Annotated in this window: 29 protein-coding genes and 1 tRNA gene; 19 read left to right on the plus strand and 11 right to left on the minus strand. The window is 51.3% G+C overall.

Going from position 1 to position 25,113, the window contains the following annotated elements:
* Nucleotides 1–28: 28 nt before the first annotated feature.
* Together DPRO_RS13165 and DPRO_RS13170 are read left to right on the plus strand one after the other, a co-directional pair.
* The gene (locus DPRO_RS13165) at nt 29–799 is read left to right on the plus strand and encodes a DUF3108 domain-containing protein (protein ID WP_097012469.1); all 771 of its coding nucleotides are present in this window, start codon (nt 29–31) and stop codon (nt 797–799) included.
* 197 nt (nt 800–996) lie between these two features.
* Nucleotides 997–1,317, plus strand: coding sequence for a helix-turn-helix domain-containing protein (locus tag DPRO_RS13170; RefSeq protein WP_097013751.1), 321 nt, complete (start codon nt 997–999; stop codon nt 1,315–1,317).
* Between the two features lie 44 nt (nt 1,318–1,361).
* Here the strand turns inward: DPRO_RS13170 and DPRO_RS13175 are convergent, their stop codons facing one another.
* A complete protein-coding gene (locus DPRO_RS13175) occupies nt 1,362–1,631 on the minus strand; it encodes a hypothetical protein (protein WP_097012470.1) in 270 nt (89 codons plus the stop codon).
* Nucleotides 1,628–1,900 carry a hypothetical protein gene (locus DPRO_RS13180; protein ID WP_232005584.1) on the minus strand — a complete coding sequence of 91 codons (273 nt, stop codon included), beginning with the start codon at nt 1,898–1,900 and terminating at the stop codon, nt 1,628–1,630. The genes DPRO_RS13175 and DPRO_RS13180 overlap by 4 nt, the downstream gene beginning before the upstream one ends.
* Nucleotides 1,901–2,001: 101 nt before the next feature.
* Between DPRO_RS13180 and rlmD the strand changes: the two genes are divergently transcribed.
* The 7 genes from rlmD to trhA all read left to right on the plus strand — a co-directional run bounded on the left by rlmD (nt 2,002) and on the right by trhA (nt 7,849).
* Complete coding sequence (rlmD, locus tag DPRO_RS13185; protein ID WP_097012472.1) at nt 2,002–3,384, plus strand: 23S rRNA (uracil(1939)-C(5))-methyltransferase RlmD; 1,383 nt, start codon at nt 2,002–2,004, stop codon at nt 3,382–3,384.
* A 131-nt stretch (nt 3,385–3,515) separates the two neighbouring features.
* Entirely contained in the window at nt 3,516–4,763 is a 1,248-nt protein-coding gene (locus tag DPRO_RS13190) for an HD domain-containing protein (RefSeq protein WP_097012473.1), read from the plus strand.
* Between the two features lie 183 nt (nt 4,764–4,946).
* Nucleotides 4,947–5,564: a cobalt transporter CbiM gene (gene cbiM, locus DPRO_RS13195; RefSeq protein ID WP_097012474.1), complete on the plus strand. Its 618-nt coding sequence runs from the start codon at nt 4,947–4,949 to the stop codon at nt 5,562–5,564.
* Between the two features lie 3 nt (nt 5,565–5,567).
* Nucleotides 5,568–6,155 (plus strand): hypothetical protein, encoded by a 588-nt coding sequence (locus DPRO_RS13200; protein WP_097012475.1) that lies wholly within the window; start codon nt 5,568–5,570, stop codon nt 6,153–6,155.
* Nucleotides 6,156–6,265: 110 nt separating this feature from the next.
* A complete protein-coding gene (locus tag DPRO_RS13205; RefSeq protein ID WP_157917481.1) occupies nt 6,266–6,577 on the plus strand; it encodes a hypothetical protein in 312 nt (103 codons plus the stop codon).
* Between the two features lie 44 nt (nt 6,578–6,621).
* Nucleotides 6,622–7,068: an RrF2 family transcriptional regulator gene (locus DPRO_RS13210; protein ID WP_097012477.1), complete on the plus strand. Its 447-nt coding sequence runs from the start codon at nt 6,622–6,624 to the stop codon at nt 7,066–7,068.
* 139 nt (nt 7,069–7,207) lie between these two features.
* On the plus strand, nt 7,208–7,849 hold the full coding sequence (gene trhA / locus DPRO_RS13215; RefSeq protein ID WP_097012478.1) for a PAQR family membrane homeostasis protein TrhA: 642 nt from the start codon (nt 7,208–7,210) through the stop codon (nt 7,847–7,849).
* Here the strand turns inward: trhA and DPRO_RS13220 are convergent, their stop codons facing one another.
* From DPRO_RS13220 to DPRO_RS13235, 4 genes are all read right to left on the minus strand, one after another.
* On the minus strand, nt 7,850–8,956 hold the full coding sequence (locus tag DPRO_RS13220) for a substrate-binding domain-containing protein (RefSeq protein ID WP_157917482.1): 1,107 nt from the start codon (nt 8,954–8,956) through the stop codon (nt 7,850–7,852). It abuts the gene before it with no gap.
* A gap of 152 nt (nt 8,957–9,108) precedes the next feature.
* Complete coding sequence (locus DPRO_RS13225) at nt 9,109–9,210, minus strand: MetS family NSS transporter small subunit (RefSeq protein WP_097012480.1); 102 nt, start codon at nt 9,208–9,210, stop codon at nt 9,109–9,111.
* A gap of 9 nt (nt 9,211–9,219) precedes the next feature.
* On the minus strand, nt 9,220–10,704 hold the full coding sequence (locus DPRO_RS13230; protein ID WP_097012481.1) for a sodium-dependent transporter: 1,485 nt from the start codon (nt 10,702–10,704) through the stop codon (nt 9,220–9,222).
* A gap of 456 nt (nt 10,705–11,160) precedes the next feature.
* Nucleotides 11,161–11,502, minus strand: coding sequence for a cytoplasmic protein (locus tag DPRO_RS13235; protein WP_097012482.1), 342 nt, complete (start codon nt 11,500–11,502; stop codon nt 11,161–11,163).
* A 306-nt stretch (nt 11,503–11,808) separates the two neighbouring features.
* Here DPRO_RS13235 and DPRO_RS13240 point away from each other — a divergent pair, with 306 nt between their 5' ends.
* Both DPRO_RS13240 and DPRO_RS13245 read left to right on the plus strand, forming a co-directional pair.
* A complete protein-coding gene (locus DPRO_RS13240; protein ID WP_097012483.1) occupies nt 11,809–12,837 on the plus strand; it encodes a succinylglutamate desuccinylase/aspartoacylase family protein in 1,029 nt (342 codons plus the stop codon).
* Nucleotides 12,838–12,873: 36 nt separating this feature from the next.
* On the plus strand, nt 12,874–14,409 hold the full coding sequence (locus DPRO_RS13245) for a bifunctional GNAT family N-acetyltransferase/carbon-nitrogen hydrolase family protein (RefSeq protein ID WP_097012484.1): 1,536 nt from the start codon (nt 12,874–12,876) through the stop codon (nt 14,407–14,409).
* A 241-nt stretch (nt 14,410–14,650) separates the two neighbouring features.
* Here DPRO_RS13245 and DPRO_RS13250 read toward each other — a convergent pair whose 3' ends face one another.
* Nucleotides 14,651–14,869 (minus strand): hypothetical protein, encoded by a 219-nt coding sequence (locus DPRO_RS13250; protein WP_097012485.1) that lies wholly within the window; start codon nt 14,867–14,869, stop codon nt 14,651–14,653.
* Nucleotides 14,870–15,916: 1,047 nt separating this feature from the next.
* Between DPRO_RS13250 and DPRO_RS13255 the strand changes: the two genes are divergently transcribed.
* The 4 genes from DPRO_RS13255 (at nt 15,917) to DPRO_RS13270 (ending at nt 19,544) form a co-directional block, all read left to right on the plus strand.
* Nucleotides 15,917–16,477, plus strand: coding sequence for a recombinase family protein (locus DPRO_RS13255; protein ID WP_097012486.1), 561 nt, complete (start codon nt 15,917–15,919; stop codon nt 16,475–16,477).
* Nucleotides 16,478–16,767: 290 nt separating this feature from the next.
* A protein-coding gene (locus tag DPRO_RS13260; RefSeq protein ID WP_097010279.1) for an IS3 family transposase occupies nt 16,768–17,930 on the plus strand; the annotation gives its coding sequence in 2 pieces (ribosomal slippage) (nt 16,768–17,040 and nt 17,043–17,930; 1,161 coding nt in all).
* A gap of 299 nt (nt 17,931–18,229) precedes the next feature.
* Nucleotides 18,230–18,505 carry a hypothetical protein gene (locus DPRO_RS13265; RefSeq protein ID WP_097012487.1) on the plus strand — a complete coding sequence of 92 codons (276 nt, stop codon included), beginning with the start codon at nt 18,230–18,232 and terminating at the stop codon, nt 18,503–18,505.
* A gap of 10 nt (nt 18,506–18,515) precedes the next feature.
* The gene (locus DPRO_RS13270; protein WP_097012488.1) at nt 18,516–19,544 is read left to right on the plus strand and encodes a hypothetical protein; all 1,029 of its coding nucleotides are present in this window, start codon (nt 18,516–18,518) and stop codon (nt 19,542–19,544) included.
* Nucleotides 19,545–19,970: 426 nt separating this feature from the next.
* Here the strand turns inward: DPRO_RS13270 and DPRO_RS20075 are convergent, their stop codons facing one another.
* Nucleotides 19,971–20,147 (minus strand): hypothetical protein, encoded by a 177-nt coding sequence (locus DPRO_RS20075; protein WP_157917483.1) that lies wholly within the window; start codon nt 20,145–20,147, stop codon nt 19,971–19,973.
* A gap of 426 nt (nt 20,148–20,573) precedes the next feature.
* On the opposite strand from DPRO_RS20075, the gene DPRO_RS20750 reads away from it, so the two are divergent.
* From DPRO_RS20750 to DPRO_RS13295, 4 genes are all read left to right on the plus strand, one after another.
* Nucleotides 20,574–20,903: a PDDEXK family nuclease gene (locus DPRO_RS20750; protein WP_097013752.1), complete on the plus strand. Its 330-nt coding sequence runs from the start codon at nt 20,574–20,576 to the stop codon at nt 20,901–20,903.
* A 298-nt stretch (nt 20,904–21,201) separates the two neighbouring features.
* Entirely contained in the window at nt 21,202–21,879 is a 678-nt protein-coding gene (locus DPRO_RS13285) for a recombinase family protein (RefSeq protein WP_097012490.1), read from the plus strand.
* Between the two features lie 81 nt (nt 21,880–21,960).
* Nucleotides 21,961–22,398 (plus strand): hypothetical protein, encoded by a 438-nt coding sequence (locus DPRO_RS13290; RefSeq protein ID WP_097012491.1) that lies wholly within the window; start codon nt 21,961–21,963, stop codon nt 22,396–22,398.
* A 135-nt stretch (nt 22,399–22,533) separates the two neighbouring features.
* Nucleotides 22,534–23,058 (plus strand): hypothetical protein, encoded by a 525-nt coding sequence (locus DPRO_RS13295; RefSeq protein ID WP_097012492.1) that lies wholly within the window; start codon nt 22,534–22,536, stop codon nt 23,056–23,058.
* A gap of 503 nt (nt 23,059–23,561) precedes the next feature.
* On the opposite strand, the gene DPRO_RS13300 is transcribed toward DPRO_RS13295, so the two are convergent.
* From DPRO_RS13300 to DPRO_RS13310, 3 genes are all read right to left on the minus strand, one after another.
* Nucleotides 23,562–23,638: transfer RNA gene (locus DPRO_RS13300), tRNA-Pro, on the minus strand.
* A gap of 84 nt (nt 23,639–23,722) precedes the next feature.
* Entirely contained in the window at nt 23,723–24,742 is a 1,020-nt protein-coding gene (gene amrS, locus DPRO_RS13305) for an AmmeMemoRadiSam system radical SAM enzyme (RefSeq protein ID WP_097012493.1), read from the minus strand.
* 50 nt (nt 24,743–24,792) lie between these two features.
* Complete coding sequence (locus tag DPRO_RS13310) at nt 24,793–25,077, minus strand: hypothetical protein (protein WP_097012494.1); 285 nt, start codon at nt 25,075–25,077, stop codon at nt 24,793–24,795.
* Nucleotides 25,078–25,113: the final 36 nt, after the last annotated feature.

The following is a 25,113-nucleotide window of genomic DNA, read 5'->3' on the forward strand; positions in this document are numbered from 1 at the left end:
AGAAAATAAACCATATGAAAAGGAAGGTATGAGAAAAATTTCTATTGCTATTGCCCTGATCCTGATGCTGACGTGTGCGAGCCTGGCCACTGCTGGAGTGAAGACTCCCTTTGGTCCCGGAGAAAAGCTTTCCTATGAAATTCATTGGACTTTCGTGCACGCTGGCAATGCCGAACTGGAAATGATGCCCGATACGGAAATGAACGGTGTCAAAGCTCGCCATTTCAAGGCCACGGCACGAACCGTTCCATGGGTCGATGCGTTCTATAAGGTGCGGGACACCATGGAATCATGGACGGATATGGATGTTTCCTACGCTCTTCGTCATCTGAAGGATCAGAACGAAGGCAACTATCACAAGAAGGTGGACCTCGTTTTTGACAAGGACCAGAACGTGACCCGCCGATATGTGAAGGGAGAGCTGAGAGAGACCCTACCGCAGCCGGACATCGTCTTTGATACCATGTCGGTTCTCTATAACTTCAGGAAGCAACTGCTGTACAAGACCATGCAGTTTGGAGTGAATGTCACGGATGGCAAAAAGACCGTGATGGGTGAATCGTACGTCGAGACAACAGAGGATGTCGAAACACCCATGGGAGTCATCCGGGCGTTCAAGGTCGTGCTCGACATCAAGCACTTGTCCGGCGTGTTCAAAAAAAGCAAGGATGCCGAGCTGGTTGTCTGGTTTTCAGCCGATGAACGACGCATCCCGGTCAAGGTCAGATCCAAAGTTGTGGTGGGGCATTTTACCCTCGAACTGGTGGACTACCGCCCGCCAAAATCAAACAACATGTGAGTATTACAGTAATTATTTTTATTCTCAGTTAGGCTTGAGCCTTGTGTTAAATTAAGAAGGAAATGGTGTCTGAAGCTCGTCTGGAAAGATTATAAAAGGTCAATACTTATTCAATCTTGTTCATGGGTTGTTGGCTACTGTATAGTAGACGCAGGCAAGGGGGGGATAGTGTTTGATATCATTTGGGCGAGGATGTTGTGAGTAAGCTTTTTGGAGATTATATACGATCAAGGCGTGAGTCGCTACGCGAGAGTGATCCGGATTATTCCATCAGGAAAGTTGCGCAGAGAATAGGCATACACCATTCGTACCTCAGTAAAATCGAGCGCGGGGAACCGGCATCTCTTTCTGAGAAGCGCATGGTGGCGCTTGCCGAAGAACTCGGTGATGACCCTGAATTGCTCATGGCCATGTGCGGCCGAGTCTCCGAGGAGGTGCGTCGGGCTGTCTTTGACGATCCCGAATGGGTCAAACAGAAGCTCGATGACATAAAAATAGGGCGCAATGACGAAGACTAGCCCTTGCGATTTCCTTTCCGTCCTGCTGCCGGGAGGGCGTTCATTTACTCCGTGATGGTGTAAATCCTCACCTTGTTGCTGCGCGGGAATTCTCTTTTCAGCAAGGTTTTCATGATTTTCTTCAGGCTCTTGTGGCTTGCCTTGAATTGCTCTCGATGAAAGCCGTCCTCGGTTATCGAGTAGGTGTCATCGGCGGTGCGCATGATGACGATTGATCGATCCCGTTTGAACGTGCGCAGGTCAAGGCCTTCGCCAAGGGCGAGCTTTTTTGAGCGCGTCATGATGGTTGGCAGGGCGTTTGCCATGTCGATCATATTTTCTTTCTCCTGATATGCACGTCCGCTTCCGATTCCCCGAGGTCATAGCAGCGGATTTTCGTGGAACGGGGAAATTCCTTTTTCATCAGGTTCTTGAGCAGCTTTTTCATTTTTGACAGGGGCAGTTGGAACCGATCATCGTGGAATCCTTTTTCCACCACGTCGAATGAATCCTTGCCGATCCGGGCGATGACGACCGAGCGGTTGCGTTTGTATGTGCGCAGGTCGATGGCGTGTCCTATCGGAAGCTTTTTGAGCTTATTCATGATAACTGGAATGGCAGTCGCTTTGTCTATCATGGAATTAACCATAGACAGGCGGTAAAAAGCATGTCAATCAGGCGCCTCATTGTAATATGGAGAGTAGTATGATTCTGGAAAAAAACAGCGTTGTGGAATGTGAGATCGAATCCCTGGCCTATGGTGGTAAGGGAGTAGCACGGATAGACGGTATGGCTGTCTTCGTGGCCGGTGGATTGCCGGGCGATACTGTCAAGGCCCGTCTGGTCAAAGTAAAAAAACGGTTCGCCGAGGCCGTGGCCGAATCCGTGGTTTCACCTTCTGACAAGCGAGTGGAACCGGCATGTCCCCATTATGGCACGTGCGGAGGCTGCACGGCTCAGGATCTGGACTATGCCGAACAACTGGCTCAGAAGGCCGATCAGGTCAAGAGCAGTTTGGTGCGCATCGGCGGAGTGAATAATCCTCCCATGGACGCGCCGGTCGCGTCCCCCGCCATCTGGCGCTACCGAAACAAAATGGAATTTGCCTTTGAGCAGCAGGATGACCAGCTGTTCCTGGGACTTCGCGCCCACCCGGAAAAGAGTGAGCGTCTGGGCAGAGTCTTTGATCTCGAAGAGTGTCACCTGTGTGCCAAACGCGATGTGGCTATTATGCATTGTGTGCGCGATTTCTGTCGCGATTCCAATGTGACGGCTTACCATCCGCAGGAAGGCACCGGTTTCTGGCGTCATCTTGTCTTGCGCCATACATCCATCGGTCAGGTGCAGGTTCACCTCATCACCACGGCGGATGATCGCAAGTACAACCTGACAGAAGAGTTGGGCGATATTCTTGCCGATCGATTCCCCGAGGTTGTGTCCTACGTGCATTCGACCCGCACCAAGCGGTCTACTGTGGCCTACGGTGAAGAGGTTGTGTACCGACTGGGACACAAATTCGTAGAAGAGCGTTTGCCCAAGGGCGACGACTCAATCCGGTACCACCTTGCGCCGAACACCTTCTTCCAGACCAATAGCGGCGGCGCGGCGGAGTTGTTCTCCACCATTGATGAGTTCGCCGGTCTGGAAGGCAACGAGACCGTGCTTGATCTGTACTGCGGTGCCGGAGCCATCGGGTTGTACCTGGCGGACAAGGCAGCACAGGTCGTTGGTTATGAAGTCAACGAAGAGGCCATCGGCAAGGCATGGTCCAGCGCCAAGCTCAACCGGATCAACAACTGCGAATTTCACGCATTGTCTCTGGATTCCGGTATTGAAGGCGTTGAGGATCTGCCCACGCCTGATCTGATCGTGGTCGATCCGCCGAGGTCCGGCATGCAGCCGAAAACCATCGAGTCGATCCTGAGCATGGCACCGCCGAAAATCGTTGCCGTGTCCTGCGATCCGGCCACTCTGGCCAGAGATGTCAAACAGCTCGCGGAAAAGTACGATGTGACCCGGGTCCGTCCGGTGGACATGTTCCCCCACACCCACCACATCGAAACCGTGGCCTTGCTGGTTCGTCGATAATATCGGCAGATGATCGGCTGATTCCCGGCCGTCAGCAATCGCACTGAATAAGGGCGTATCGTGTTGTACGATACGCCCTTTTTGCTGGTCTTCTTGCTTTTACCAAGTATTTTCGGCACTCTTCATACATCATGTCCGTTATTATCAGAAAAAGCCTCCTCGAACTCATCTTTTCCGGTGCGTTCATGAAACGTTGGAATGACAAGCTCCGCCCTATGGAACTGGTGGAAGTGGATAAACAGGCACACAAAATGATCGTGGCCTGGCTCCTGTTCCTGCTCAATTCCCGGGATATGGATGTTGCCCGCAAGCGCGCGCTGGGCGAATCCATCGTCGAAGGCGGGCTGTTCGATTACCTCTACCGGCTGGTCATCACGGACATCAAGCCGCCTGTCTTCTATCGCATCAAGGAAAACCCCGACGACTACCGCACCCTGACCAACTGGGTGCTTCAGCAGTTGCGGCCACGGATCATGCCCCTTGGTGAGGATTTCCTGACACGCATGAACGATTATCTGATGCAGCCAGAGGACAAGGGGCTGGCCAGACGTATCCTTCATGCCGCCCATCTGTACGCCAGTTATTCCGAGTTTAAGCTGCTCAAGTCTATCAACAGAATGGACCATGAGCTGACCGAAATCGAAGAGAGTTTCGTGGCTCGTCTGGATTCCATGCGCGACCTTGAAGGCGTTTCCGAGCTGTTGGATGAAGACAACAATGTGCTCGGCGGGTTCGCCCGCATGTGCGGTCGACTCCGGTTCCAGAAGCGGTGGTCCCAGACCCCTCGCGTCCCTGAGACATCGGTGCTGGGCCACATGTTCATCGTTGCCGCCTATTCATGGTTTTTCAGCATGGAGGTCGGGGCGTGCCGCGCCCGTCGCCAGAACAACTTTTTCAGCGGGCTGTTTCACGACCTACCCGAGCTGCTCACCCGGGATATCATCTCGCCGGTGAAAGGGGCTTCGCAGGAAATTGGCGATCTGATTCATGAATATGAAATTCGCGAACTGAATAGGGTGGTGCTTCGTCCGCTCAAGGAAGGCGGCTACAGTGAAATAGCCGACAGGCTCGAATATCTGCTCGGGCTGGAAGTGGGCAGCGAATTCAAGGCGACGGTCTGCCGGGATGGAGAGATTGTCGTTGCAGCCGAGTCCCAGATGGCGGGCGAATACAATCAGGACTCCCTCGATCCCAAGGACGGCCCGTTGCTCAAGGTCTGCGACTCCCTCGCGGCCTACATCGAAGCGCATACGGCCCTGAAAAATGGGATATCATCGGACCAATTGCACCAGGCACTGTTTCGTATCCGGTCCCGGTATAATGAAATACCTGTGGTTTCCGGGGTTCAGGTCAGTGCCCTGTTGGCCGATTTTGATTAGCAGTTCGGGCCTACTCATACTCTTTCGACAACCTCTATCATCTATCGAGTACATGTCGAATCACCCCTTGTAAAAAGTGACTACCGGGTGTATACGGATCACAAATTGTTCACACGCTATTGCGGATGTCCGTAATGGTCCGGAACAGGGTGTTTCTCGGACACATCGGAGGAAGGTCGATCCATGCATATTTCTGAAGGGGTTTTATCGGGTCCGGTTCTGCTTGGAGGAGCAGGGCTCGCCGTCGCGGGGACCGTGATCGGATTGAAGCGGATCGACTACGATCAAATCATGTCAGTGGCCATGCTTTCGGCCGCTTTTTTTATTGCGTCCCTGGTGCATGTTCCTGTAGGACCTGCCAATGCCCACCTGATACTGAGCGGGTTGCTCGGCGTTGTACTGGGCTGGGCAGCGTTTCCTTCCATCTTGGTCGCGCTGGTCCTTCAGGCGGTTCTCTTTCAATTTGGCGGGTTTACCGTCCTGGGTCTTAATACGTTTACAATGGCTGCTCCGGCAGTCCTTTGTTTTTATGTCTTCAAGCCAATGCTGAGCAAGGATGGCGCGAACCGATTCGCCGGGGCCTTTGCCTGTGGCTTTATGGCCATGCTGTTGAGTGCCCTGCTGACCGCCGGAGCCCTCGCCCTGACCGGCGAAGCCTTTGTCGGAGCCGCCAAGGTGCTGCTGGCCGCCCATCTTCCCGTCATGGTTATCGAGGGCGTCATCACTGGTTTTGTTTATACGTTTCTTGCCAAGGTCAAACCCGAAGCCCTGGCAGTGTCTTCTTTAGCTGATCGAGGATAATACATGCGCAGACTACTCATCGGAGTTTGTATCGCCATGGCCATCACACTGTGTCTGGCCGCAACTTCCAGAGCCCATAAAGTCAACCTGTTCGCCTATGTGGACGGTAACTCCATCGTCACCGATTCCGGTTACAGTCGATCCAAACGCGTGCATGACGGCATTATCGAAGTGTATGACGCCGCAACAGGGACGATGCTTCTTTCCGGTGAAACCGATGACAATGGCAAATACGATTTTATCATTCCTGATGAGGCCCGCTCGCAGAAAATGGATCTGCTGCTCCGGCTCAAGGCAGGAACCGGGCATCAGGCCGAGTGGACCGTCAAGTATACTGAATACGGCGCTGCCAAGGGGCCGTTTGCCGCTTCCGAACCGGAACATGGGCATAAGGCCGTTGCTGTTTCTCAAGAGAGCACCATCACCGCCAGTGAGGTCGAGGTCGTTGTCCGCCGGGAGCTTGCTCCATTGAAACAGATGGTGTCTGAGATGCACCAGTCCGGCCCGGGTGTGACAGAGATTGTTGGCGGGATCGGATATATAATAGGTCTGTTCGGCATAGTCGCCTACATGAAAAGCCGACGCTCGTGATGTTATTCCCCAGTTGGGGAGTCAGGAAAGCAAATGTTTGAACCGCCATTGTCGTGGCGGTTTTTTTGTGCTAATTCCCCTACAAAATAGTCCGTTTTTATGTGGAGGGAATGATGAATTTCTTGAGGCAGTTGTGGCGGGGCGAAGTCGCCTTGGTCAAAACGTATTGGATTTTTGGAGTTCTGGCTTCCTTCCTGCTCAACGGTATAGTCCTCCTCCTCAGTCGGAGTCTGGCTGGAACAGGAGCCATCTGGCCGATGTTCGTCTTCTGGTTCATTTCCATAATCTACACCTTGTTCATTGCCGTAGCCATCTGGCGGAGTGCCGACAAGTACACCGGACGAAAGGTCTGGGCCATACTGGCCAAGATCATGGTTGTTCTCAGTGTGCTTCAGACCGTGCTCAATGTCATTGGCTCCTAGCAACTCGAACGGAAAACGGAACTGTAAAAGAAAGGGTAAACCATATGCGTCTGACCACACGAAGCCGTTACGGTACAAGGATGGCTGTTGATATCGCCCAGCATTGCGGCGATGGACTGGTTCGCATTCAGGATATCGCGGATCGACAGGGTGTCTCGGTCAAGTATCTGGAGAAACTGATCCGAAAGCTCAAGGATGCCGGTTTCATCAAGAGCAAGAGAGGGCCGCGTGGAGGTCATGCCCTGGCTCGTCCGGCCTCGGAAATCCCCATGGGGGAGGTCGTTCGTGTGTTGGAAGGCGATGACTCGCTGGTGGAGTGCCGCAGTGGTAAAGGGGGATGCTCTCGGATCGATGTCTGCCTGACTCGCCGACTGTGGTGCGAGGCGGCAGAAGCCATGTACGAGCGCCTCAACAGCTTTACCCTGGCCGATATGCTCGCCGATGTGGAGCAGTGCGAGTCCTCCGAAGCGACGCCGATGCTCATGGACTAGCCATTAATAATCCATCATAGGTTCAGAGACTAGCCGTTTCCAAAAGGTACGGATGGCTTTGCATTTGTCCGAGTCTTTTGTACTCTACCTGAAACACGTGCTTTAAAATGAGTAAGTAAATATTGCCGAGGGGGCTGATATGATTAGCAGACTACGAGATCCAATGAGCGGGCTGACCCATTGCATAGGCGCCCTGTTGGCTGTTCTTGGAACCGTGCTGTTGATTCTGCGCTCGGTCAATCCTGCCATGCCGTGGCATATCGTGACTTTTTCAATATTCGGGGGCGGTATGATTCTGTTGTATACCGCCAGCACCCTCTACCATTGGCTGCCTGTTTCGGAAAAATGGGTTCGCTTTCTGCGTCGTGTGGATCATTCCATGATCTTCTTTTATATCGCTGCCACATACACGCCAATATGCCTGATAACACTTCGTGGACCATGGGGATGGTCACTGTTCGGCGTCATCTGGGGACTGGCCATAGGCGGCATCTTCATGAAGATTTTCTGGCTTTCAGCCCCGCGCTGGTTTTCAACGCTGGTCTATCTTGCCATGGGGTGGCTTGCTCTGGTCGGGATATACCCGCTGGTGCAGTCGCTTCCCTGGGAGGCGTTGTTCTGGTTGGCCGGAGGGGGCATCGTCTACTCCATCGGGGCCGTTGTTTACGCGATTAAGTGGCCCGACCCATTCCCGGAGCGTTTTGGCTTCCATGAGATATTCCACCTCTTTGTCATTGGTGGAAGCGCGTGTCATTTCGCCTTGATGTATTGGTATGTCTAGCTATTGGCCGGAATAGCGGAAGGCACGCTGTTTGAGTTTGTCCAGGTCTTCCGCTGACGTTTTACTGTCCACCAGCACCATGTCGCCATAATAGATGGTCGGCACCAGATCGCTTTTGCCCTGCTTGTCCATCAGGATGGCTTCGGCCATGGCTACGCCGTTGTCGTCGTTCATGCGCATGACTGTAACATCGAGATCGCCTTTCATGAGGGCGTCCAGTTCCGCACTGCCGCCGCCCCAGCCGTTGATCAGCACATCCTCGCGCTGGGACTGTTTCAAGGCGAGAATCGCACCCAGAGCGACGTCGGTTGAGCAGGCATAGATGAATGATAGTTTGGGGTCTGCAAGCATGCTCAGCGCTTCTGTGGCCGCATTTTCAGCCCTTCCACTGGTGTAGGCGCTTCTGGTCAGCTTGAGGTCGCTGTTTTCCCGCATATACCGAATGAATGTCTCACCGCGCATGGTGCTGACATATCCGAGGGTATAGTAGAGCACGCCGTAGCCGCCGCGTCCGTGGGTGGCCTTGATATAATAGTCGGCAAGGAGGCGCGCTCCGAGACCGTGATCGAATCCCACGTAGAGAAAGGGTTGATTCCCTTCCCACTCCTTCAGCGGAGTCGTTATGTTTTGCAGGATGATTTTTGGGCGTTCCAGTTTGAGAAGAGGTTCGATGAGCTCCTTGTGATCGTAGATGTCGAGGGTGAAGACAAGGTAGTCGGGATCTTTGCTGAGCGCTTCCTGAAGGTGCTGTTCCAGCTCTCCCTTCCTCCCGGGGGTCGAATAATACTGATCAAGATTGTATCCGATCCGCATTTCATCCATCCGTGCCTTGAATGAAGAAAGGCTGCGGCGCCAGTAGTCTGAGACCTGTAGGGAAGGGTAGATGATGGCGACGGTGACAGGAGTCTTTTCCTCGGATTCGTACCTTCGCGCCGGTTTTCGCACCTGTTGGGCGAAGGAGTCCATCAGCTCGCGTTGCTCCGAGTGTATCTGCAGGAAATCATCGATCCGCAGGTAAGGAGAGTCGAAAGCTGCCGCGGAACGGCAGGTTCCCACTGATGCTCCTGCCAATGTCAGGAGAAAACAGAAAATAATGATTCGTTTCAAGTTGCCACCACTGCAACCTTTGGGGTCGTTGTTAGTCTTTTTTTTAACCTTAACCTTTTTACATGTGAGCTGACAACTCCGGGATTTTCCGGCTCAAAAAAGAAGGGGCGGCATCATACGATGCCGCCCCTGTTTATTCGAGTGAGACCAGACTATTTGTCGCGTTTGCTCATGGCAAGGCGCATGCAGTAGATTGCGCCGCCCCATGTTACGCCCAGACCAACACACATCATCAGAATTGCAGAAGTGGACATGGATAACTCCTAGTCTTTTTTGACGAAACCGTAGGATGCTTCGCGCTTGTTCAGGACCAGTGCCAGAATGAAGGCGACAGGCAACAGGGACCAGCCCAGCAGGATCAGATCCGAAGAGGCGTATCCGCCGTACGGGGTGCCGATGTCGGTGACGACGTTCATGATGAAGGTGTAACCGAGGACAGCGACAGTCACCAGCTTCAGGAAGATCTGCCACAGGGAGCCGACTGTGAAGTCGGAGGTGGCGTTGACGTGCTTGCGGATGTCATCAAGACCGACGACGTAACCCATCAGGATGATTTCCACCAGAGCCATGCCCAGGATGCACAGGTTGTTGATGAAGTGGTCGACGATGTCGAGAATCAGCAGGCCGCCGCCAGTGGTGAAGACCAGGGTCATTGCATAACCGAATGCGCAAACCAGGGTTGCGGTGCGTTTGCGGCTGATGCCGAACTTGTCGATGAAAGAGGAACAGACAGCTTCCACGATGGAAATGTGGGAGCTGAGGCCCGCCATGGTCAGGCACAGGAAGAACAGGGTGCCGAAGAAGGCGGGTGCGGGCATGGTGTTGATGGCTGCGGGAATGGTGATGAAGGCAAGGCCGACACCGGCACCGGCGACGTCAGAGACACTCTGGCCGGTAGCCTGGGCCATGTTACCCAGCACGGAGAAGATCATCACACCGGCGAGCAGGGAGAAGCCGCAGTTGATGAACACGGTCATGGCCGCGTTGTTGTTGATATCCGATTTCTTGGGCAGGTAGCTGGAGTAGGCCAGCATGATGGCGAAACCGATGGACAGGGAGAAGAAAATCTGTCCGTAAGCATCGGCCCAGACAGAGAAGTCTGCCAGCTTGGAGAAGTCGGGACGGAACAGGAAGTCGAGGCCGGTTGCAGCGCCGGGGAGATTGACCACGCGGGCGATGAGCACCAGCACCAGGATGAACAGCAGCGGGATGAGGACCTTGCAGGCACGCTCGATACCTTTGCGAACACCGGAGGTGATGGCCAGCCAGGTGATACCCCAGGCAAGGGTGCAGGCGCCGAGGATGGGCCAGCGGATGCCGCCCAGCTCAAAGGGCGATCCGGTCAGTCCCAGATAGTCACCGAAGAAGAATGCCTTTGGATCGGCTCCCCAGCCCTGATTAAAGGCAAATCCGGTGTAGTTGATGGTCCAGCCGATGACGGCCACATAGTAAATGGAAATGACCAGAGCTACCAGAACCTGCATCCAGCCGAGAAATTCGTATTTCGAGCCGAGAGCACGGAATACCTTGGGCGCGGAGCCGCGGTATTTATGTCCCATGCCGAATTCAAGGATCATGAAGGGAATACCTGCTGTGAGCAGAGCAAAGATGTATGGGATGAGGAAGGCGCCGCCGCCGTTGTCATACGCCATGTAGGGGAAACGCCAGATGTTTCCCAGTCCTATCGCGGAGCCAACCGCTGCCAGTACGAAACCGGCACGGGAACCCCATTGTTCACGTTGAGCCATTATGATTCACCTATTTTAGAAAGTCATTCCCGCATTTATGCGGGTTCAAGAAAGGACGAGACAGTGATTGTCGAAATATCGTCCACAAACGTGAAAAAGTCGGAAATTTTGACGAAAAAGCAAATTTTCGGTGACTCTTTCCTGTTTTTCTCCCCAAAAAACGGAATTTTCACTATGTAAAAAAAACGATTTTGTCTACCTCGGAGAACTCTTTGTTTTTGGCAATTCGCGGGGTTTAGGAAGGGGGGACATGCTAAATTGCCAGTCGTGCCGGGGGTGTGTGCAGGAAAAGATTATTTCATATTTGTAGGAAAATAAATATCTCCATCTTCCAAAAAACGGAAAACCGAACAAAAATGAGGAAGATGGAGCAAATGCTTCAATATTGAAAATACAGCGCTTTTTTACCACTGATGCAGCCCCGCTGCTGGGCAGTCGGGGCTGCATCAGTGCATTCTAGAATGTAATGATCGTATACCCCTTGTCAGCATACGCAGCCATGGAAGGATGGCCCATCATGTCATCAAGCAGTGGCAGACCTGCGGTTTCGACTGCTTCTGTTGCTCCCAGCTTGGCTGAACACGCCTTGCACGCGCCGCTGATCAAACCCGCTTCCTTGGCCTTCATGTACGGGCCATGAAACGGACAACTTTCCTTTTCCAGTTCACCGATCAGTTTGACCGCTGCTCCCTCAATGACGATCGTCACTTCTTTCCCTTTGCTCTTCATATCCACGGCATTGAGCAGCACATGAACAAAGCACATCAATTCGCCGTTGAACGCATACAAACAAAACATATCAACTCCATTGGGTTGGTTACATTACGTGCCGGCAATGTAGCCGACATGTGAACGTATGTGCAACTGAAAGGGGGCATTCGTTTCGTGTGTTTGTTGAGTGGAATTTGTAACACCCTCAATTGATGCGTAATATCTTGTTGAAGAAGGCTTTACTATACATCATGGGTTTATTAAAAAGCAGTAGTGATTAAAAGTAGGCAGACGCTGGTTATGGCTATCAAGTTGAAGAAAACGCCAAGCCAGGTAATGCGAAATTCGGGGTAGGGGGTCGAGAGCATCCCGCCCTGCATAAAGGCAGCTTTCATGAAACGAGCATCTGTTGAGATCGCGGGGCAGGTTGTTGCTCCCGGCGAGCACAAGACCATCGTCCTCCCTGTTCCGGATACGTCCCTGCGGCAAGGTTCCGGCATGCCTGTTCATGTCTGGCATGGACGGCGCGAGGGGCCGAGCCTCTTCATTACGGCCGCCATTCACGGCGACGAACTGAACGGCATTGAGACCGTCCGGCGACTGATCAATCTCAAGCGTCTCAAATCCATGGCCGGGACACTGTATGCTGTTCCTGTGGTCAATATTTACGGATTCACATCCAACTCGCGCTATTTGCCGGACAGAAGGGATCTTAACCGCTTTTTCCCGGGAAAAACCGGTGGGTCATTGGCGTCAGAGCTAGCCAACGTCCTGTTCGAAAACGTTGTTGAGCGATGCCAGTACGGTATTGATTTGCACACAGGCTCCAACCACAGGAAGAATCTCCCTCATCTACGTGGTAATATGGATGATGAAGTCGTACGCAACATGGCCGAGGCATTTGGGGCTCCTTTAGCTCTCACTCTGTCAGGGACTGAGGGGACATTACGATATACTGCTGAGGAGCAAGGGGTTAAAATTCTGCTTTTTGAAGCCGGGGAGTCTCTCCGGTTTGACGAGTTCTCCATCCGCGCTGGTGTTCGGGGTATCACATCTGTCATGGAGCACCTGGGCATGCTGACTCCACGGAAAAAAACAAAGAGAAAGCGAATCCCCATGCAGGTGGCTCACGACCGGACATGGTGCAGAGCCAATGCCAGCGGCCTGTTCAAGGCCAAGGTCAAACTGGGCCAGCGAGTCGACAAAGGGGAGCCGTTGGGAGCGATTCTCGACCCGTATGGCTCACACAGTGCCATTGTCGAGTCCCCGAAAAACGGCGTGGTGATCGGCGTTCAATCCTTGCCAACAGTGTATAAGGGAGATGCGGTGATGCACATCGCCTGCTTTGAAGCCCTTGCCAAAGCAGAAGCATCCGTGGACAGATTCTCGGAAATCATCATGGACGAGGAATTCATATCCTGATGGGTTTACTTATTAATTTTGATGGAGACAGCTCGCATGACTGAAGAAATTGAGCATAAACTACAAACCCGTCATCTCCGCATGGATGACTATGATGAACTGCGCAATATTTACAAGCGGGTCTACAAGGGGATAGACACCCCGTGGACGAGAGAGCAGATAGCGCTGCTGACCAGAATCTTTCCCGAAGGTCAGGTCTGCATCGAGGACAATGGCGTTCCCATAGCGATTGCACTGTCCATCGTCGTCGATTTCAGCCTGATCGGCGAGCAGCATACCTATGACCGGATCATCAGTAACGGTACCTTCAAATCCCATGATCCCGAGGGAGACTACCTCTACGGGATAGAGGTCTTTGTGGACCCGGAGTACCATGGGATGCGACTTGGCCGTCGATTGTACGATGCCAGAAAGGAGATTGCCGAGAACCTCAATCTCAAGGGCATTTTGCTGGGCGGTCGAATTCCCGGCTATCATAACGTATCAAGCGAAATGACCCCGCAGGAGTATATCCTCAAGGTCAAGAACCGTGAGATATACGACCCGGTGCTCACCTTCCAGATTTCCAACGACTTTCATGTCCGCAATCTGCTGGATGATTACTGGCCCGGCGACCACCACTCGAAAGGCAATGCCGTACTGCTGGAATGGGTGAACATCTACTACCAGAAGAAAACTCGACTGGTGGGGCGTACCAAATCCATTGCCCGCCTCAGTGTTGTCCAGTGGGAGATGCGTCGATTCCAATCGTTTGAAGAGTTCATGCAGCAGGTGGAGTTCTTCATTGATACGGTCAGCGCATACCAGTCGGATATCATCCTTTTCCCCGAGCTGCTCAATGCGCCTCTCATCAGCATGTACGATGACAAGTCCCCAGCAGATGCCATGCGGCTGTTGTCGGAACACACCGAAGGCATGCGTCAGGCCATGACCGAAATGGCTCTCAGCTACAATATCAACATCATCACCGGCAGTGTTCCCCAGATTCAGGAGGACGGTACGCTTCAGAACGTCAGCTTCCTGTGTCGGCGTGACGGTACCTGGGATAGTCAGACCAAGCTGCACATCACGCCGGAGGAAGACGCACACTGGGGCTTCACCGGTGGCAACGAGCTGAAAGTTTTTGATACCGATGTCGGCAAGATCGGCGTGCTGATCTGCTATGACGTGGAATTCCCGGAATTGGCGCGACTGCAAACAATGCAGGGCATGAAAATGTTGTTTGTTCCCTTCTGGACGGACACAAAAAACGGCTACCTCCGTGTGCGCCGCTGCGCTCAGGCCCGAGCCATCGAAAACGAGTGTTTTGTCGCTATCTCCGGCAGTGTCGGCAACATCCCCAAAGTGGAAACCATGGGCATCCAATACTCCCAGTCCGCCATTTTCACCCCATCCGACTTTGCCTTCCCCCACGATGCCATCGCCTCGGAGGTGACCCCGGGCATCGAAACCACCCTCATCACCGACGTCGACCTCGACCTGCTCAAGGAACTCCGCTCCCAGGGAAGCGTCCGCAACATGGACAGCCGAAGGACCGACTTATATGAATTGAGGTGGAAAGGCGGGAAGTAGAGTCAGGGGCTGTCGTCACACTCCCCTTAGATTTCTCCGACGGACATACACTTGTCAGGAAACAAAAAAGAGACTTCAGATAATAATCTGAAGTCTCTTATTCTATCCGTGGTCGGGGCAGAGAGATTTGATTATTCAATGTATAAAGTCCTTCTATCTCAGTTGTTTATCGTTTGTCTTCGATTGTCCATTGTACCACTCCTCTGTACCAGTTTCAAGAGGCTTAATTCGTATGATTTTGTCACTCAACTAGGTCAGCCAAAGCAAGTACCTCTTTTACATACTTCCTTTGTATGGCTTCTAGCTCTGATTCTAAAGCAAGGAACTTATCTCTTTGTGCTTGATTCAGATCATCCCATTCTAACATGAGAATCTCTTTACCTCCCTTTGTGATCTGAGCGTGATATGGGCTTGTCAGGCTCAAGAATGAGTAATCTTTTTTGTCGAGGTCCATTTCCATTTGCAGTTTCCTCCTATTTAGAATTTATGAGAAGAGGAGTGCATATCATAGAGGTAAAATTGTGCAATATTAAATAGTTAGTTTCAGTTTCCGAACCGATACCTCGATTGTTTGATTAGGCCAACGTAGTATTCATGGTTTTCATATAGCCATTTCAGTCTTCTTGATTGTATTGTCGTGTTGGACAATGATTACTACCTTGAAATTCGCTCAGAAATGGCCCTAGAACGAATCCTAATTCTTTTCATGACACATTGCCTAGGTTTAACCACTAAATACGCTCACAGGCTAAATATGGAAGATTCCACTCCCCACCGCACCGCCGCGCCCAATCTGTGTAGTGGAGATACCATTGGTTTACTGTCCTTTGGTTGATACCCTCTCTTTTTGATACCTGTCCTAGATAGTAGAAATTACTATTGACCTTTTTAGATTCATCTGCTATACTATCTTATTTCTATATATTACTATAGTATCTATTATAAGACTATTACAAGGAATAGGAATATACTGAGTATACCTAAATATAAATATACCCAGTATATCCTAATAGAGATTCATTCATTATCTCCCAATCATTGAATGGAAGGTATTACGCCTCGGTTTATTCCCCCTTTTTACTCTTTGTTGTCTCATTTCTTTAGTTCATAAGGAGGGGGGTACTTAGGTATTTCTTGAAAGGGTTAAACGTTTAACCTTTTGCTAGATGAAAAATTGAGAAAATTTTGTGTCAGGGTATGTAGTATACTCGTACCTATTCTATTCCCCCCATTAGCCTCTTCCCTTTGCTCTCCTGAAAATCATTTGTTTTACTGTTGATACCTTCCAACTGTTTCGGGCCTCGACATAGTAGTACAGATGCTCCGCAAGTCTTTCTTATTTAAGTTTACCCTAAAGTGACACATCGTGTGTGGCTGTGAGGCTAGCAATGCTGTTCTCATTAGGGTCCTTTTTGTATTTGTTGACACGATTCTGTTTTGAGACTAGAGTCTATTGTTACACGACATGGGCAATGTAACCATAGTTTCAATCCGCAGGAGTGTCTAAATGGGTAAGCAGATCGGATACATTAGAGTAAGTACAGTAGACCAGAACACAGACCGCCAGTTGGATGGTGTGGACCTCGACAAAGTATATGAAGAAAAGATCAGCGGTTCGACTATCAATAGGCCAGAACTGCAAAAGTGCCTCGACTACCTACGGGATGGGGATACACTCCACGTACACAGTATGGACCGTCTTGCTCGTAGCATGAGAGATATTGAGGATATGGTGGAAGATTTAACCAAGAAAGGTATCAATGTACGATTCCATAAAGAGGGATGGACGTTCTCAGCAGGGGGTATGGATGCTACCCAGACTCTTTTGTTCCAGATGCTTGGTGCAGTCTCACAGTTTGAGCGTTCAATCATAAGGGAAAGACAGGCTGAAGGAATCGCGAAGGCTAAGAAGGCAGGCAAATACAAGGGACGTAAGCCAAAACTCTCAAAGGAACAAGTAGATGAACTCTGTCAAAGGGTTGCTTCTGGGGATGAAAAGAAGGTTTTAGCGTCTGAGTTTGGTATCAGTCGTCAAACGCTTTACAGATTGGTTGCTGAGAAAGGTTAAACATTTAACCCATGACCATGGAAAACCCATGTAGGGGGGGTACTTAGGTTTATTGCTAAATGGTTAAATGTTTAACCTTTGTGAGACTCTCCTAACAAGGTGCTCCATCAGCATGGATAGAAGGGCGAAGCCCCTCCCCTTACTATATATATTACTATAGGCTTACTGTATACACTCTCTATATACTATTATATTAATATATACCTCATTAATAAAGAATACACAGAAGTGGCCTCGGAAAACTGGACCACTCGATAAGGTGGACATAAACTGCCCGAAGGAGGCAATTCATGTCCAAGACGAGAAAACGTTTCAGCGCGGAATTCAAAGCCCGAGTCGCCCTGGATGCCCTGTCCGGGGAACACACCCTGTCGGAACTCGCCAGCAAGTACGGCGTACACCCCAATCAGGTTTCCCAGTGGAAGAAGCAGGCCAAGGAAGGGATCGTGGCGTCCTTTTCAGGCAAGGCCGTCGGCCGTCAGGATAACGGGGCCCAGATCAAGGAGCTTCACGCCAAGATTGGCCAGCTCACGGTGGAGAAGGATTTTTTGCAACAAGCCTTCGCCAAAATTTGAGCTGTGAGCGAAGGCGAGAGGTGGTCGACAAGACTCACCCCGAGCTCAGTATCCGGCGGCAATGCCGAATTCTCAAGCTGTACCGATCGACGTACTACTACGAACCGATCGGCGAATCTCCGGCCAACCTGGCCCTTATGCGCCGAATCGATGAGTTGTTTATGGAGCTGCCGTTTTTCGGTTCCAGACAGATGCGTAATACCCTACGAGACGAAGGGCAAAGGGTCGGTCGTGAACGGGTACGACGTCTGATGCGTAAAATGGGCCTGATGGCGATTTACCAAAAGCCAAAGACAAGCCATCCGCATCCGCAACATAAGACGTATCCGTATTTGCTGCGGCACAAGGCGATTACGAAGCCCAATCAGGTTTGGTGTGCCGACATCACGTATATCCCCATGACACGCGGCTTCTTATACCTTGTGGCGGTCATGGACTGGCACAGTCGGGCCGTCCTGTCGTGGAGGCTCTCAAACACGATGGATGCTGATTTCTGCGTGTCTGCCTTGGAAGAAGCCCTGAATCGTTATGGGGTGCCGGAAATCTTCAACACCGACCAGGGATCACAGTTCACCAGCTACGAGTTCACACGGACGCTCAGAGAGGCTGGAATTCGTATCTCCATGGACGGTCGAGGCCGATGGATGGATAATGTGATGATCGAGCGTCTGTGGCGTTCGTTGAAATATGAATGTGCTTACCTGCGTGAGATGGGAACCGGAAGCGAACTGCGGCAAGCCTTGGCTTGGTGGTTCGATTTCTACAACAATCGACGTCCGCATTTTGCTTTTGACGGCAAGAAGCCGATGGAGATATATCAGAACCGTTCCAGGCCAGAGGGGGTACCCCCTCTGGCCTGGAACGAAAGAGCGGCGTAGCTCGTAAACGTGTCCACCTTAAAATCGTCGCTCAGTGGTCCGAAGAACCGAGGCCACTTCTCTCCAAAACATTCAGCGTTCTAAAATACCCCACCCCCCTGTATAGTCCAAGTCGTTCGTATGGGTAATAACCTTTGTTTATTCGGACATGGCAGCACTGGAGCAGTTACGCCTATACCCCCACTTCGACCCCACACACCCCCCAGGGGGCAGTCCACTTCAAACAAGAGAATCTTTACCGATAAACCTTGCAACCCGCTGTCATGGAAGACGGCGGCAGAGCATAGGAGAAATTAACTATGCACGTTTTTGCAGTAACAACTCACCTGGACCACAAGGATCCGAAAGAGCAGCCACTGATTATTGAGTCGTTGGTCATTGCCGACAGCTTGGAACAGCTTGTGACCAAGTATCCACGGAACCGAGAACGTAAAGAGTGGATACACGAGCGGATAGTCGAAATCCGTCTGTTAGGCAGTGATAAAAGTTCAGCTGCCCCCATGCCGCTTCTTAACATAAGCGACGAACAAGACCGCCAGCGCGAAAGCCAAGGCCAAAAAACTGTAACCCATTAGGAGAATAGCTATGCCTGACTTTGGTGGTGGCTATCAGAATGACCGTGCGGCTGGAGGCTCTGGTTTTGGAAGCTCAGGCTCTGGTGGTCCTGGTGGCGGCAGAAACGACTTTAGCGGTGGAGCGTCTGAGAAAAATACCTCATGGGGCTATGACCAACGAACAGGCCGAATAGTTCAGGTTGGCAAACCATCCCTTACTGGTCGCGGCATGATGACCACCGGTGTTGGTGGACAGGTCGGCTTTCAGAACGCCATGCGTAATGGCAACATGAATCAGGCGTGGAAGGCTATGACCATGAGCAACAAGGCTAGCCCGTTCCACAACCAGTATCGCCAGAATCTTCAAAAGAATATCCGTGACAACTTCGCGGCAAAACGATCAGCGGAGGCGCTTGATAGGGCTACACTGGCGAAACAAGCCAAGATGGGGGCAATCAGCCCATTTGACCATATTATGGCAACCAAAGCCGCTTATAAAGGAGACCTGAACGAGCTTGAAGGTTTTCTTGGCCAACCCTCGGCAATGAGAAAAACCCATAACTCCGGCGGTCTTCTTGGGAACATGTTTGGAGTCAAGGGTGATGATGTTCAAACGTCCTTTGAAGACCGGGACACCCTGCAAGCGGGCGGGCAACTCGACTCGCAGGGGGAAACGTCTGGCTTCGGCCCTATGAACCCCGCAGGCTACCTAATGAGTATTACCTCGGCACCCGTTGCGGGGATGATGGCAAAAGGTACTTATGGCTTAACCGGCAACGTCCCAATGGCAAAAGCAACCGGACGTGTGGCTAAAATGGGGCTGGATACACTCGGCAAGCAGGCACAACCCTCGGCCTTTAGTGCTCCTGTGTCTATGGGGCTTGGGCTGCTCGGAGTTCCTGCCGTGTCGCAACTGGGCCAAATGGCAAAAGTCATGGATACCGGGCTGACCTTGAACAGTTATGGCATAACCAACCCGAACCCAACGCCGAGCTACAGAGAGCGAAGCGGCAACCACAGCCGAAAGCCGTGGTGGTCTTCAGGCGGCTTTCTGACTTAATCCTCATCCCACCAGTCTGGCGGACGCTGGCCCGTTTGATCGGGGAGATCGTTATTCCAAAGGATAGTCCCTATTGCGGTACCTATCCCAACATCAAGGGCAAACCATCCCGCATCTTCCCATGACGGCGGTTCAGTCGTCCGCCTCACTTTACTAGGATCAGACTCTCCATGCGCTCTGGCGCATTCTTGAGTGCGGCATTGAGGCAGGGCAGCGTTTTGAAAATCGTCAAACGTTGTACAGCCGGTCAATCCAAACAAAACAAGCAATATGAAAAGTGGATGTTTCATTGAATATCCTTAAACGGTTTAATGCTATCAGGATTTGTTGCAAGGGTAGCAACCTGAACTATGTAGGACATACTAACAAGACCGAAGGTCTCAAAGACAGCGGGTCGAGTGGTGACAACAGACCGTGGTGGATAGTCTAGATAGATAATATATACAGGATGCTGTCTACAGTCTTCAAGGCTGAATTGTCCTTCTTCTTCTCCTGCTGAGTGGTCTCTTCTTCCTTCTTCTCAGTCTTTGTCGTTTGTTGTTGCTTCGCAGCGCAACCGAACAGCAAACCAACCAGACAAATCATAACAATGAGCTTCTTCATGGGTCTTCTCCTGACCTTTTTCATAGCACGGCCTCACATATATTCAAATGAATGTTTTTATATTGCGACAACCTCAACCCATCGACAGGACGTTGATGACATTTACAAGGACGTATATCATGACAAAACTGACCCCACTGAAAGCGGTACGAGCACACTGTGTCGAATGTTGTGGCGGTAGCACCCGAGAAGCCTCTCTGTGTACTGCGAATGGATGCCCTGTTTACCCAATTCGCAACGGCATCAATAAAGACCCTGCGACAGGAGCCAACAAAGTAAAGTCTGTGCTCAAGGCCATACGGAAGCGCTGCCTTGACTGTTGTGGGTTTTCTCCAAAGCAAGTGGGAGATTGCGACTTTGAAAGTTGTGCTTTGTTTGTATATCGCTTTGGCTCGAACCCATCGCGTCAGGGTGTGGGGGGTGCCAATGGGTAAGGCCAGTCGAGACAAGGGCAAGCGCGGCGAACGTGAAGCGGCAGCCCTTCTCAGAGAATATGGATTCGAGGCAAGGCGAGGTTGCCAGTATCAAGGCGGACCAGACTCCCCGGACGTGGTAGCCGATGGTTTGCCGTTACACTTCGAGATCAAGCGCACGGAACGTCTGTCATTGTATCCAGCAATTGAGCAAGCGACTCAGGACGCAGGAGCTGAGAAAATACCCATAGTGCTTCATAGGCAAAGCCGTAAGCCTTGGTTGGCAATCATACCAGCCGAGGAACTCCTAAGCCTTCTCAGGCAAGTTTATCCTAATAACTAACTCACAGTCGGTTTTTTGAAGGCGGACACCCCAAGACGACTAATGCCCCATCAAAGGCGCTAGACTCCATTAATCGGCGCGTGAGTGTGTGTTTTTAGAGAGCCACGGCTATATCAGAGCGGACTATCGGCAGCTTGTCGAGGTCCGCTTTTCCTTTTTGTTGGCGACAGGCTGAAGGCTTGTATCTCTCATTGTAGATTTAATACGTTTTCTAAAGAAATAATATTGACAAAATTAATTTAATGCCTTTATGGTGGCATCGAAGCTGGATATAAAAATCTGGCCAAGAGGGGAATCCATGAGGGCATACGGATATTTAAGAGTGAGCGGGTCCGGTCAAATTGATGGTGATGGTTTTATCCGCCAGCAAGAAGAGATCGAGCGTCATTCAAAAGCCATCGGTATCGAGATCGTACGCTACTACCGTGAAGAGGGCGTGAGCGGTACAGCCGACGAAGCAGATCGGCCAGCCTTTCAGGAAATGGTGTCCGCCATATTGAAGAATGGTGTCCGTACCATCGTCATAGAAGGCATGGACCGTCTAGCCCGTGAGTATCGCATACAGGAAAGTCTGGTCATTTACTTGGCTTCAAAAGATATAACGCTCATATCAGCCAGGACAGGTGAAGACGTAACCGAGGCCATGCAAGCCGACCCTATGAGAAAAGCCCTTATTCAGATGCAGGGCATATTCTCGGAGCTTGAAAAGTCTATGCTTGTCAAAAAGCTCAAGGCGGCCCGAGAGCGAAAACGTGAACAAACCGGGAAGTGTGAAGGTCGGAAGTCTTTGAAGGAAGGCAAGCCCGATACGTGGCGAGAGATCAAACGCTTGTACCGCAAGCCAAGGCTCGGCAAGCGTAAGTCGTATCGTGAAATAGCCGAGGCCCTAAACGCCGAAGGGCATACCACGATGGCGGGAAAGCCTTTCACGGCCGGCAATCTCCAGCAAATCATATGGAGGGAACAGCAAAAGTAGCTGAACTCATAGAATCGGCCCAAGGGAGTGGTTGAAGCACCCCCAAGGACCTAACCACAAACGTACTTTGGAGGTACGAAAATGGCTGAAAATATTGTAACCAACAATGGAGTAAAGGCAATCCCCGTGGAAGTGACCGAAAAGGCGAAGGGAAAAGTCATTCACGCTCTTTCAATGGTCTATGACCTACGGTGTGCGCTTGAGAAGTTAGAAGAGGCTTTTGCTAGCAAGGAAGAATATGGTTGGGAAGTTATTCTTCGGTCTTTGAGTGGCGAAATGGGACAAGCCGCAGAAGAGTTAGAAGATGCCGAACGATTGCTTATGCCCGAATCGACCGAACCAACGACTCCGAATACCCCGCCGGAAGAAATTGCGGACAGCACCACCATTGAGAGAGTGAAGGAGGTGTTGGCGGCTAAAGGGCAGGAGGCCGACAAATTGAAGGGTTCAGTTGAGCTTCTCCACCATTTCACACTGCTTGACAAAAAACAGCCCCAAGCGTCCTCAGAGATACGATAATCTTTTAATGGCAATCAACCATGACGGGGGCTTCGGCTCCCGTTTTTTTGTATGCCGCATACCCTCTTGCAGTGTTGACAGGAATGTGTACTTTAGTTCTATAGGTGCCCTTATAAAATTAATAGGAGCAGAATAGTGGAATGGATAGCGGCGGCCATAGTGCTTGTTTTCCTCCTTTGGAGGTGGCCTAAAAAAACGCTAATTGGCGGCGGAGTGTTAGTTAGCCTTGCAGCCATCGGGGTAGGCTATTTGTTTGCCCAAAACTGGTATAAAGACTACCAACAAGAAACACTAATTCGTGGTGTAAATATTACCGTTTTGAAAGATTTGCCGCCGAAAACAGAGTCTAGGGACAAGTCACTTTGGGACATTTTAGATGAAGAGTATGTGAATAGGCATATTTGGCGCGTCACATTTAACAACACCACAAACGAGACAATTACCAAAATAGTTTGGGAGCCTGTCGTCAAAAAGAAAGGTCACAGTAATAAGCTGAATTCTGGGGGGTATGACCGCTATACATCTGACCGAATCATACCTCCTGGAAAGTCTGCGACAAGCGTCTGGCTTACTCCAAAGCTGACACCGTGGGGGGCGCGCACACCAATTGAGCAACTTGTTCTTAATGTTAATATTACACGGGTAGAGACTCAGCCGTAGCCAGGGGGATAGTGTCAGATTGACACCTACCCAATAAGAAAAGTCAGGATGGGCAAAGTTCTCATGGAGAGTATTTTCTTGTGTGAAAATCTCCAACTCACTGGCCAATTGAAGGTCCATGTCTACGCAGGCGACATCAACCAAGTATAGGGATTACCGAGACTGAAAAAAGGGCTGTGAGCCGTTAGTGTCTTTTTTATACTGTGTGCGTTGCGTTTGCGCCTCGTTTGGCTGTGCTTCAAAACATACTCCGTGAGCTATTTAGCAGTATTCGCAATTTTAGCATGGTGGCGAGTTCCGCATCCCTATTCGGTCCCTTTGGGTGGGGCCTTTGGGATGCTCAAGGATGTCAACGGCAGATGACTTAATTGGAAGCCGTTGTAAATAAATCTAAGAGATCTTTTGGATAATGCGAGTCCTGCTAAGAGGTGGTGCTATGGTGGGGTATGGGTGGAAAAAGAAAAAGCAGACTAGCATAAATGGCTAACCTGCTTAATTTTTTTTGGTCGGGGCAGAGAGATTTGAACTCCCGGCATCTAGTTCCCAAAACTAGCGCGCTACCAGGCTGCGCCATGCCCCGACTTTTTGTGCGGCGTGACCTGAGTCGGTTCGACGCCGTGCGGACGCAATACCTACTGAAAAAGATTGTTGTTGGCAAGCACCATCATGACATATTTACGCCATGGACTTTTGCGCCGCAATGCCGGCACTTCCCGTCGATGACATCCACCCGCGATGCGGAGAAGCCGGTGCGGTTGATTATTTCCTTTCCGCAGCCCGGACAATCCGTGTGCTGTTTGTTCAGCCCGGGCATGTTGCCGATGTATACATAGTGGAGGCCCTTGCGCTTGCCCATGTCATACGCCAGATCGAGCGATGCACCGTTTGTCACAGGCAGATCGTCCATTTTGTAGTCGGGATGGAACCGTGAAATATGCCAGGGCGTGTCCGTGCCGATCTTGTTGGCGATGAAATCCGTCAGTTGCTCCAATTCTTCCGGTGAATCGTTTTTGCCGGGGATCAGGAGCGTCGTTATCTCCAGCCACCAGCCGAGTTCGTGCTTGATGTACATGAGGTTGTCGAGCACAGGCTGTAATCGTGCTCCGGAAATCTCTGTGTAAAACGACTCGCTGAAACATTTGAGGTCCACGTTGATGGCGTCAATGTCCGAGGCGAGTTCGTCCAAACACTCGCGACTCATGAATCCGTTGGAGACCATGATGTTTTTCAGCCCGTGCGCATGGGCGAGCCGGGCTGTGTCCTGCATCAACTCGAAAAAAATGGTCGGCTCGGAATACGTGTATGAGATGGATGAGGCATCTTGATCAACGGCGGCATCCACCAGCGCTTCGGGCGGAATGGCCTGCCCAGTGATGGTCCCGTTGGTGCGCGGCGGTTGCGACAGCGACCAGTTCTGGCAGAAGGAACAGCTCAGGTTGCAGCCCATGGTGGCAAAGGAAAAGGTTCGGCTGCCGGGTTGGAAATGATAAAGCGGCTTCTTTTCGACCGGATCCATGCTGTAGGAAGCTACCTTGTCGTAGTTCAGCGAGTAGAGCGTGCCGCTTCGGTTTTCCCGCACTCCGCAAAGGCCACGATTATCCGGTTTGATGACGCAGTAGTGGTTGCACAGGCGGCATTGGACCGCATCGTTTTTGAGAGGTTTCCAGAGTCTTGCTTCGATCATGTCGACTCCCGTTTGCGCTTATGGACTGAATAGCTCTGTCTTTTCAGTCATTACTTGTCCTCGATCTTTACCTCGGGGTCCACGGTGATGATGATCTTGTCGTACCAGTCTTCCTGCTCCCTCTTGTCCGGCTTGGAGCGGATGACGGTGTTGCCGTCCTCATCGGTGGTGACGGATGTCTCCTTTTGTCTGCCCTCGTCCGGGTGGGTGCCGAACGTGTTGTCCTTGCGATTCTTTGCCGTGTCCTTGTTTTCGAATTTCGCGGCAAACCCAAGGGATGCCGTCAAAATGACGACTGTAACGGCCAGAAGCAGATTTTTCCATATATGTCGCATGACAAGACCTCCATTGGATGGAAATGTATCCATATT

The organism is Pseudodesulfovibrio profundus (assembly GCF_900217235.1).
GTDB lineage: Bacteria > Desulfobacterota > Desulfovibrionia > Desulfovibrionales > Desulfovibrionaceae > Pseudodesulfovibrio > Pseudodesulfovibrio profundus.

Bases quoted from the DNA above. Each gene is read 5' to 3' on its own strand.
- DPRO_RS13270 (WP_097012488.1), top strand. From the start codon at position 18,516: ATGCCTGACTTTGGTGGTGGCTATCAGAATGACCGTGCGGCTGGAGGC.
- DPRO_RS13175 (WP_097012470.1), bottom strand. From the start codon at position 1,631: ATGATCGACATGGCAAACGCCCTGCCAACCATCATGACGCGCTCAAAA.
- DPRO_RS13310 (WP_097012494.1), bottom strand. From the start codon at position 25,077: ATGCGACATATATGGAAAAATCTGCTTCTGGCCGTTACAGTCGTCATT.
- DPRO_RS13235 (WP_097012482.1), bottom strand. From the start codon at position 11,502: ATGTTTTGTTTGTATGCGTTCAACGGCGAATTGATGTGCTTTGTTCAT.
- DPRO_RS13240 (WP_097012483.1), top strand. From the start codon at position 11,809: ATGAAACGAGCATCTGTTGAGATCGCGGGGCAGGTTGTTGCTCCCGGC.
- DPRO_RS13255 (WP_097012486.1), top strand. From the start codon at position 15,917: ATGGGTAAGCAGATCGGATACATTAGAGTAAGTACAGTAGACCAGAAC.
- DPRO_RS13225 (WP_097012480.1), bottom strand. From the start codon at position 9,210: ATGTCCACTTCTGCAATTCTGATGATGTGTGTTGGTCTGGGCGTAACA.
- DPRO_RS13205 (WP_157917481.1), top strand. From the start codon at position 6,266: ATGATGAATTTCTTGAGGCAGTTGTGGCGGGGCGAAGTCGCCTTGGTC.
- DPRO_RS13290 (WP_097012491.1), top strand. From the start codon at position 21,961: ATGGCTGAAAATATTGTAACCAACAATGGAGTAAAGGCAATCCCCGTG.
- amrS (WP_097012493.1), bottom strand. From the start codon at position 24,742: ATGATCGAAGCAAGACTCTGGAAACCTCTCAAAAACGATGCGGTCCAA.
- DPRO_RS13180 (WP_232005584.1), bottom strand. From the start codon at position 1,900: ATGAATAAGCTCAAAAAGCTTCCGATAGGACACGCCATCGACCTGCGC.
- DPRO_RS13200 (WP_097012475.1), top strand. From the start codon at position 5,568: ATGCGCAGACTACTCATCGGAGTTTGTATCGCCATGGCCATCACACTG.
- DPRO_RS13230 (WP_097012481.1), bottom strand. From the start codon at position 10,704: ATGGCTCAACGTGAACAATGGGGTTCCCGTGCCGGTTTCGTACTGGCA.
- cbiM (WP_097012474.1), top strand. From the start codon at position 4,947: ATGCATATTTCTGAAGGGGTTTTATCGGGTCCGGTTCTGCTTGGAGGA.
- rlmD (WP_097012472.1), top strand. From the start codon at position 2,002: ATGATTCTGGAAAAAAACAGCGTTGTGGAATGTGAGATCGAATCCCTG.
- DPRO_RS13285 (WP_097012490.1), top strand. From the start codon at position 21,202: ATGAGGGCATACGGATATTTAAGAGTGAGCGGGTCCGGTCAAATTGAT.
- trhA (WP_097012478.1), top strand. From the start codon at position 7,208: ATGATTAGCAGACTACGAGATCCAATGAGCGGGCTGACCCATTGCATA.
- DPRO_RS13165 (WP_097012469.1), top strand. From the start codon at position 29: ATGAGAAAAATTTCTATTGCTATTGCCCTGATCCTGATGCTGACGTGT.
- DPRO_RS13250 (WP_097012485.1), bottom strand. From the start codon at position 14,869: ATGGAAATGGACCTCGACAAAAAAGATTACTCATTCTTGAGCCTGACA.
- DPRO_RS13265 (WP_097012487.1), top strand. From the start codon at position 18,230: ATGCACGTTTTTGCAGTAACAACTCACCTGGACCACAAGGATCCGAAA.
- DPRO_RS13245 (WP_097012484.1), top strand. From the start codon at position 12,874: ATGACTGAAGAAATTGAGCATAAACTACAAACCCGTCATCTCCGCATG.
- DPRO_RS13190 (WP_097012473.1), top strand. From the start codon at position 3,516: ATGTCCGTTATTATCAGAAAAAGCCTCCTCGAACTCATCTTTTCCGGT.
- DPRO_RS20750 (WP_097013752.1), top strand. From the start codon at position 20,574: ATGGGTAAGGCCAGTCGAGACAAGGGCAAGCGCGGCGAACGTGAAGCG.
- DPRO_RS20075 (WP_157917483.1), bottom strand. From the start codon at position 20,147: ATGAAGAAGCTCATTGTTATGATTTGTCTGGTTGGTTTGCTGTTCGGT.
- DPRO_RS13210 (WP_097012477.1), top strand. From the start codon at position 6,622: ATGCGTCTGACCACACGAAGCCGTTACGGTACAAGGATGGCTGTTGAT.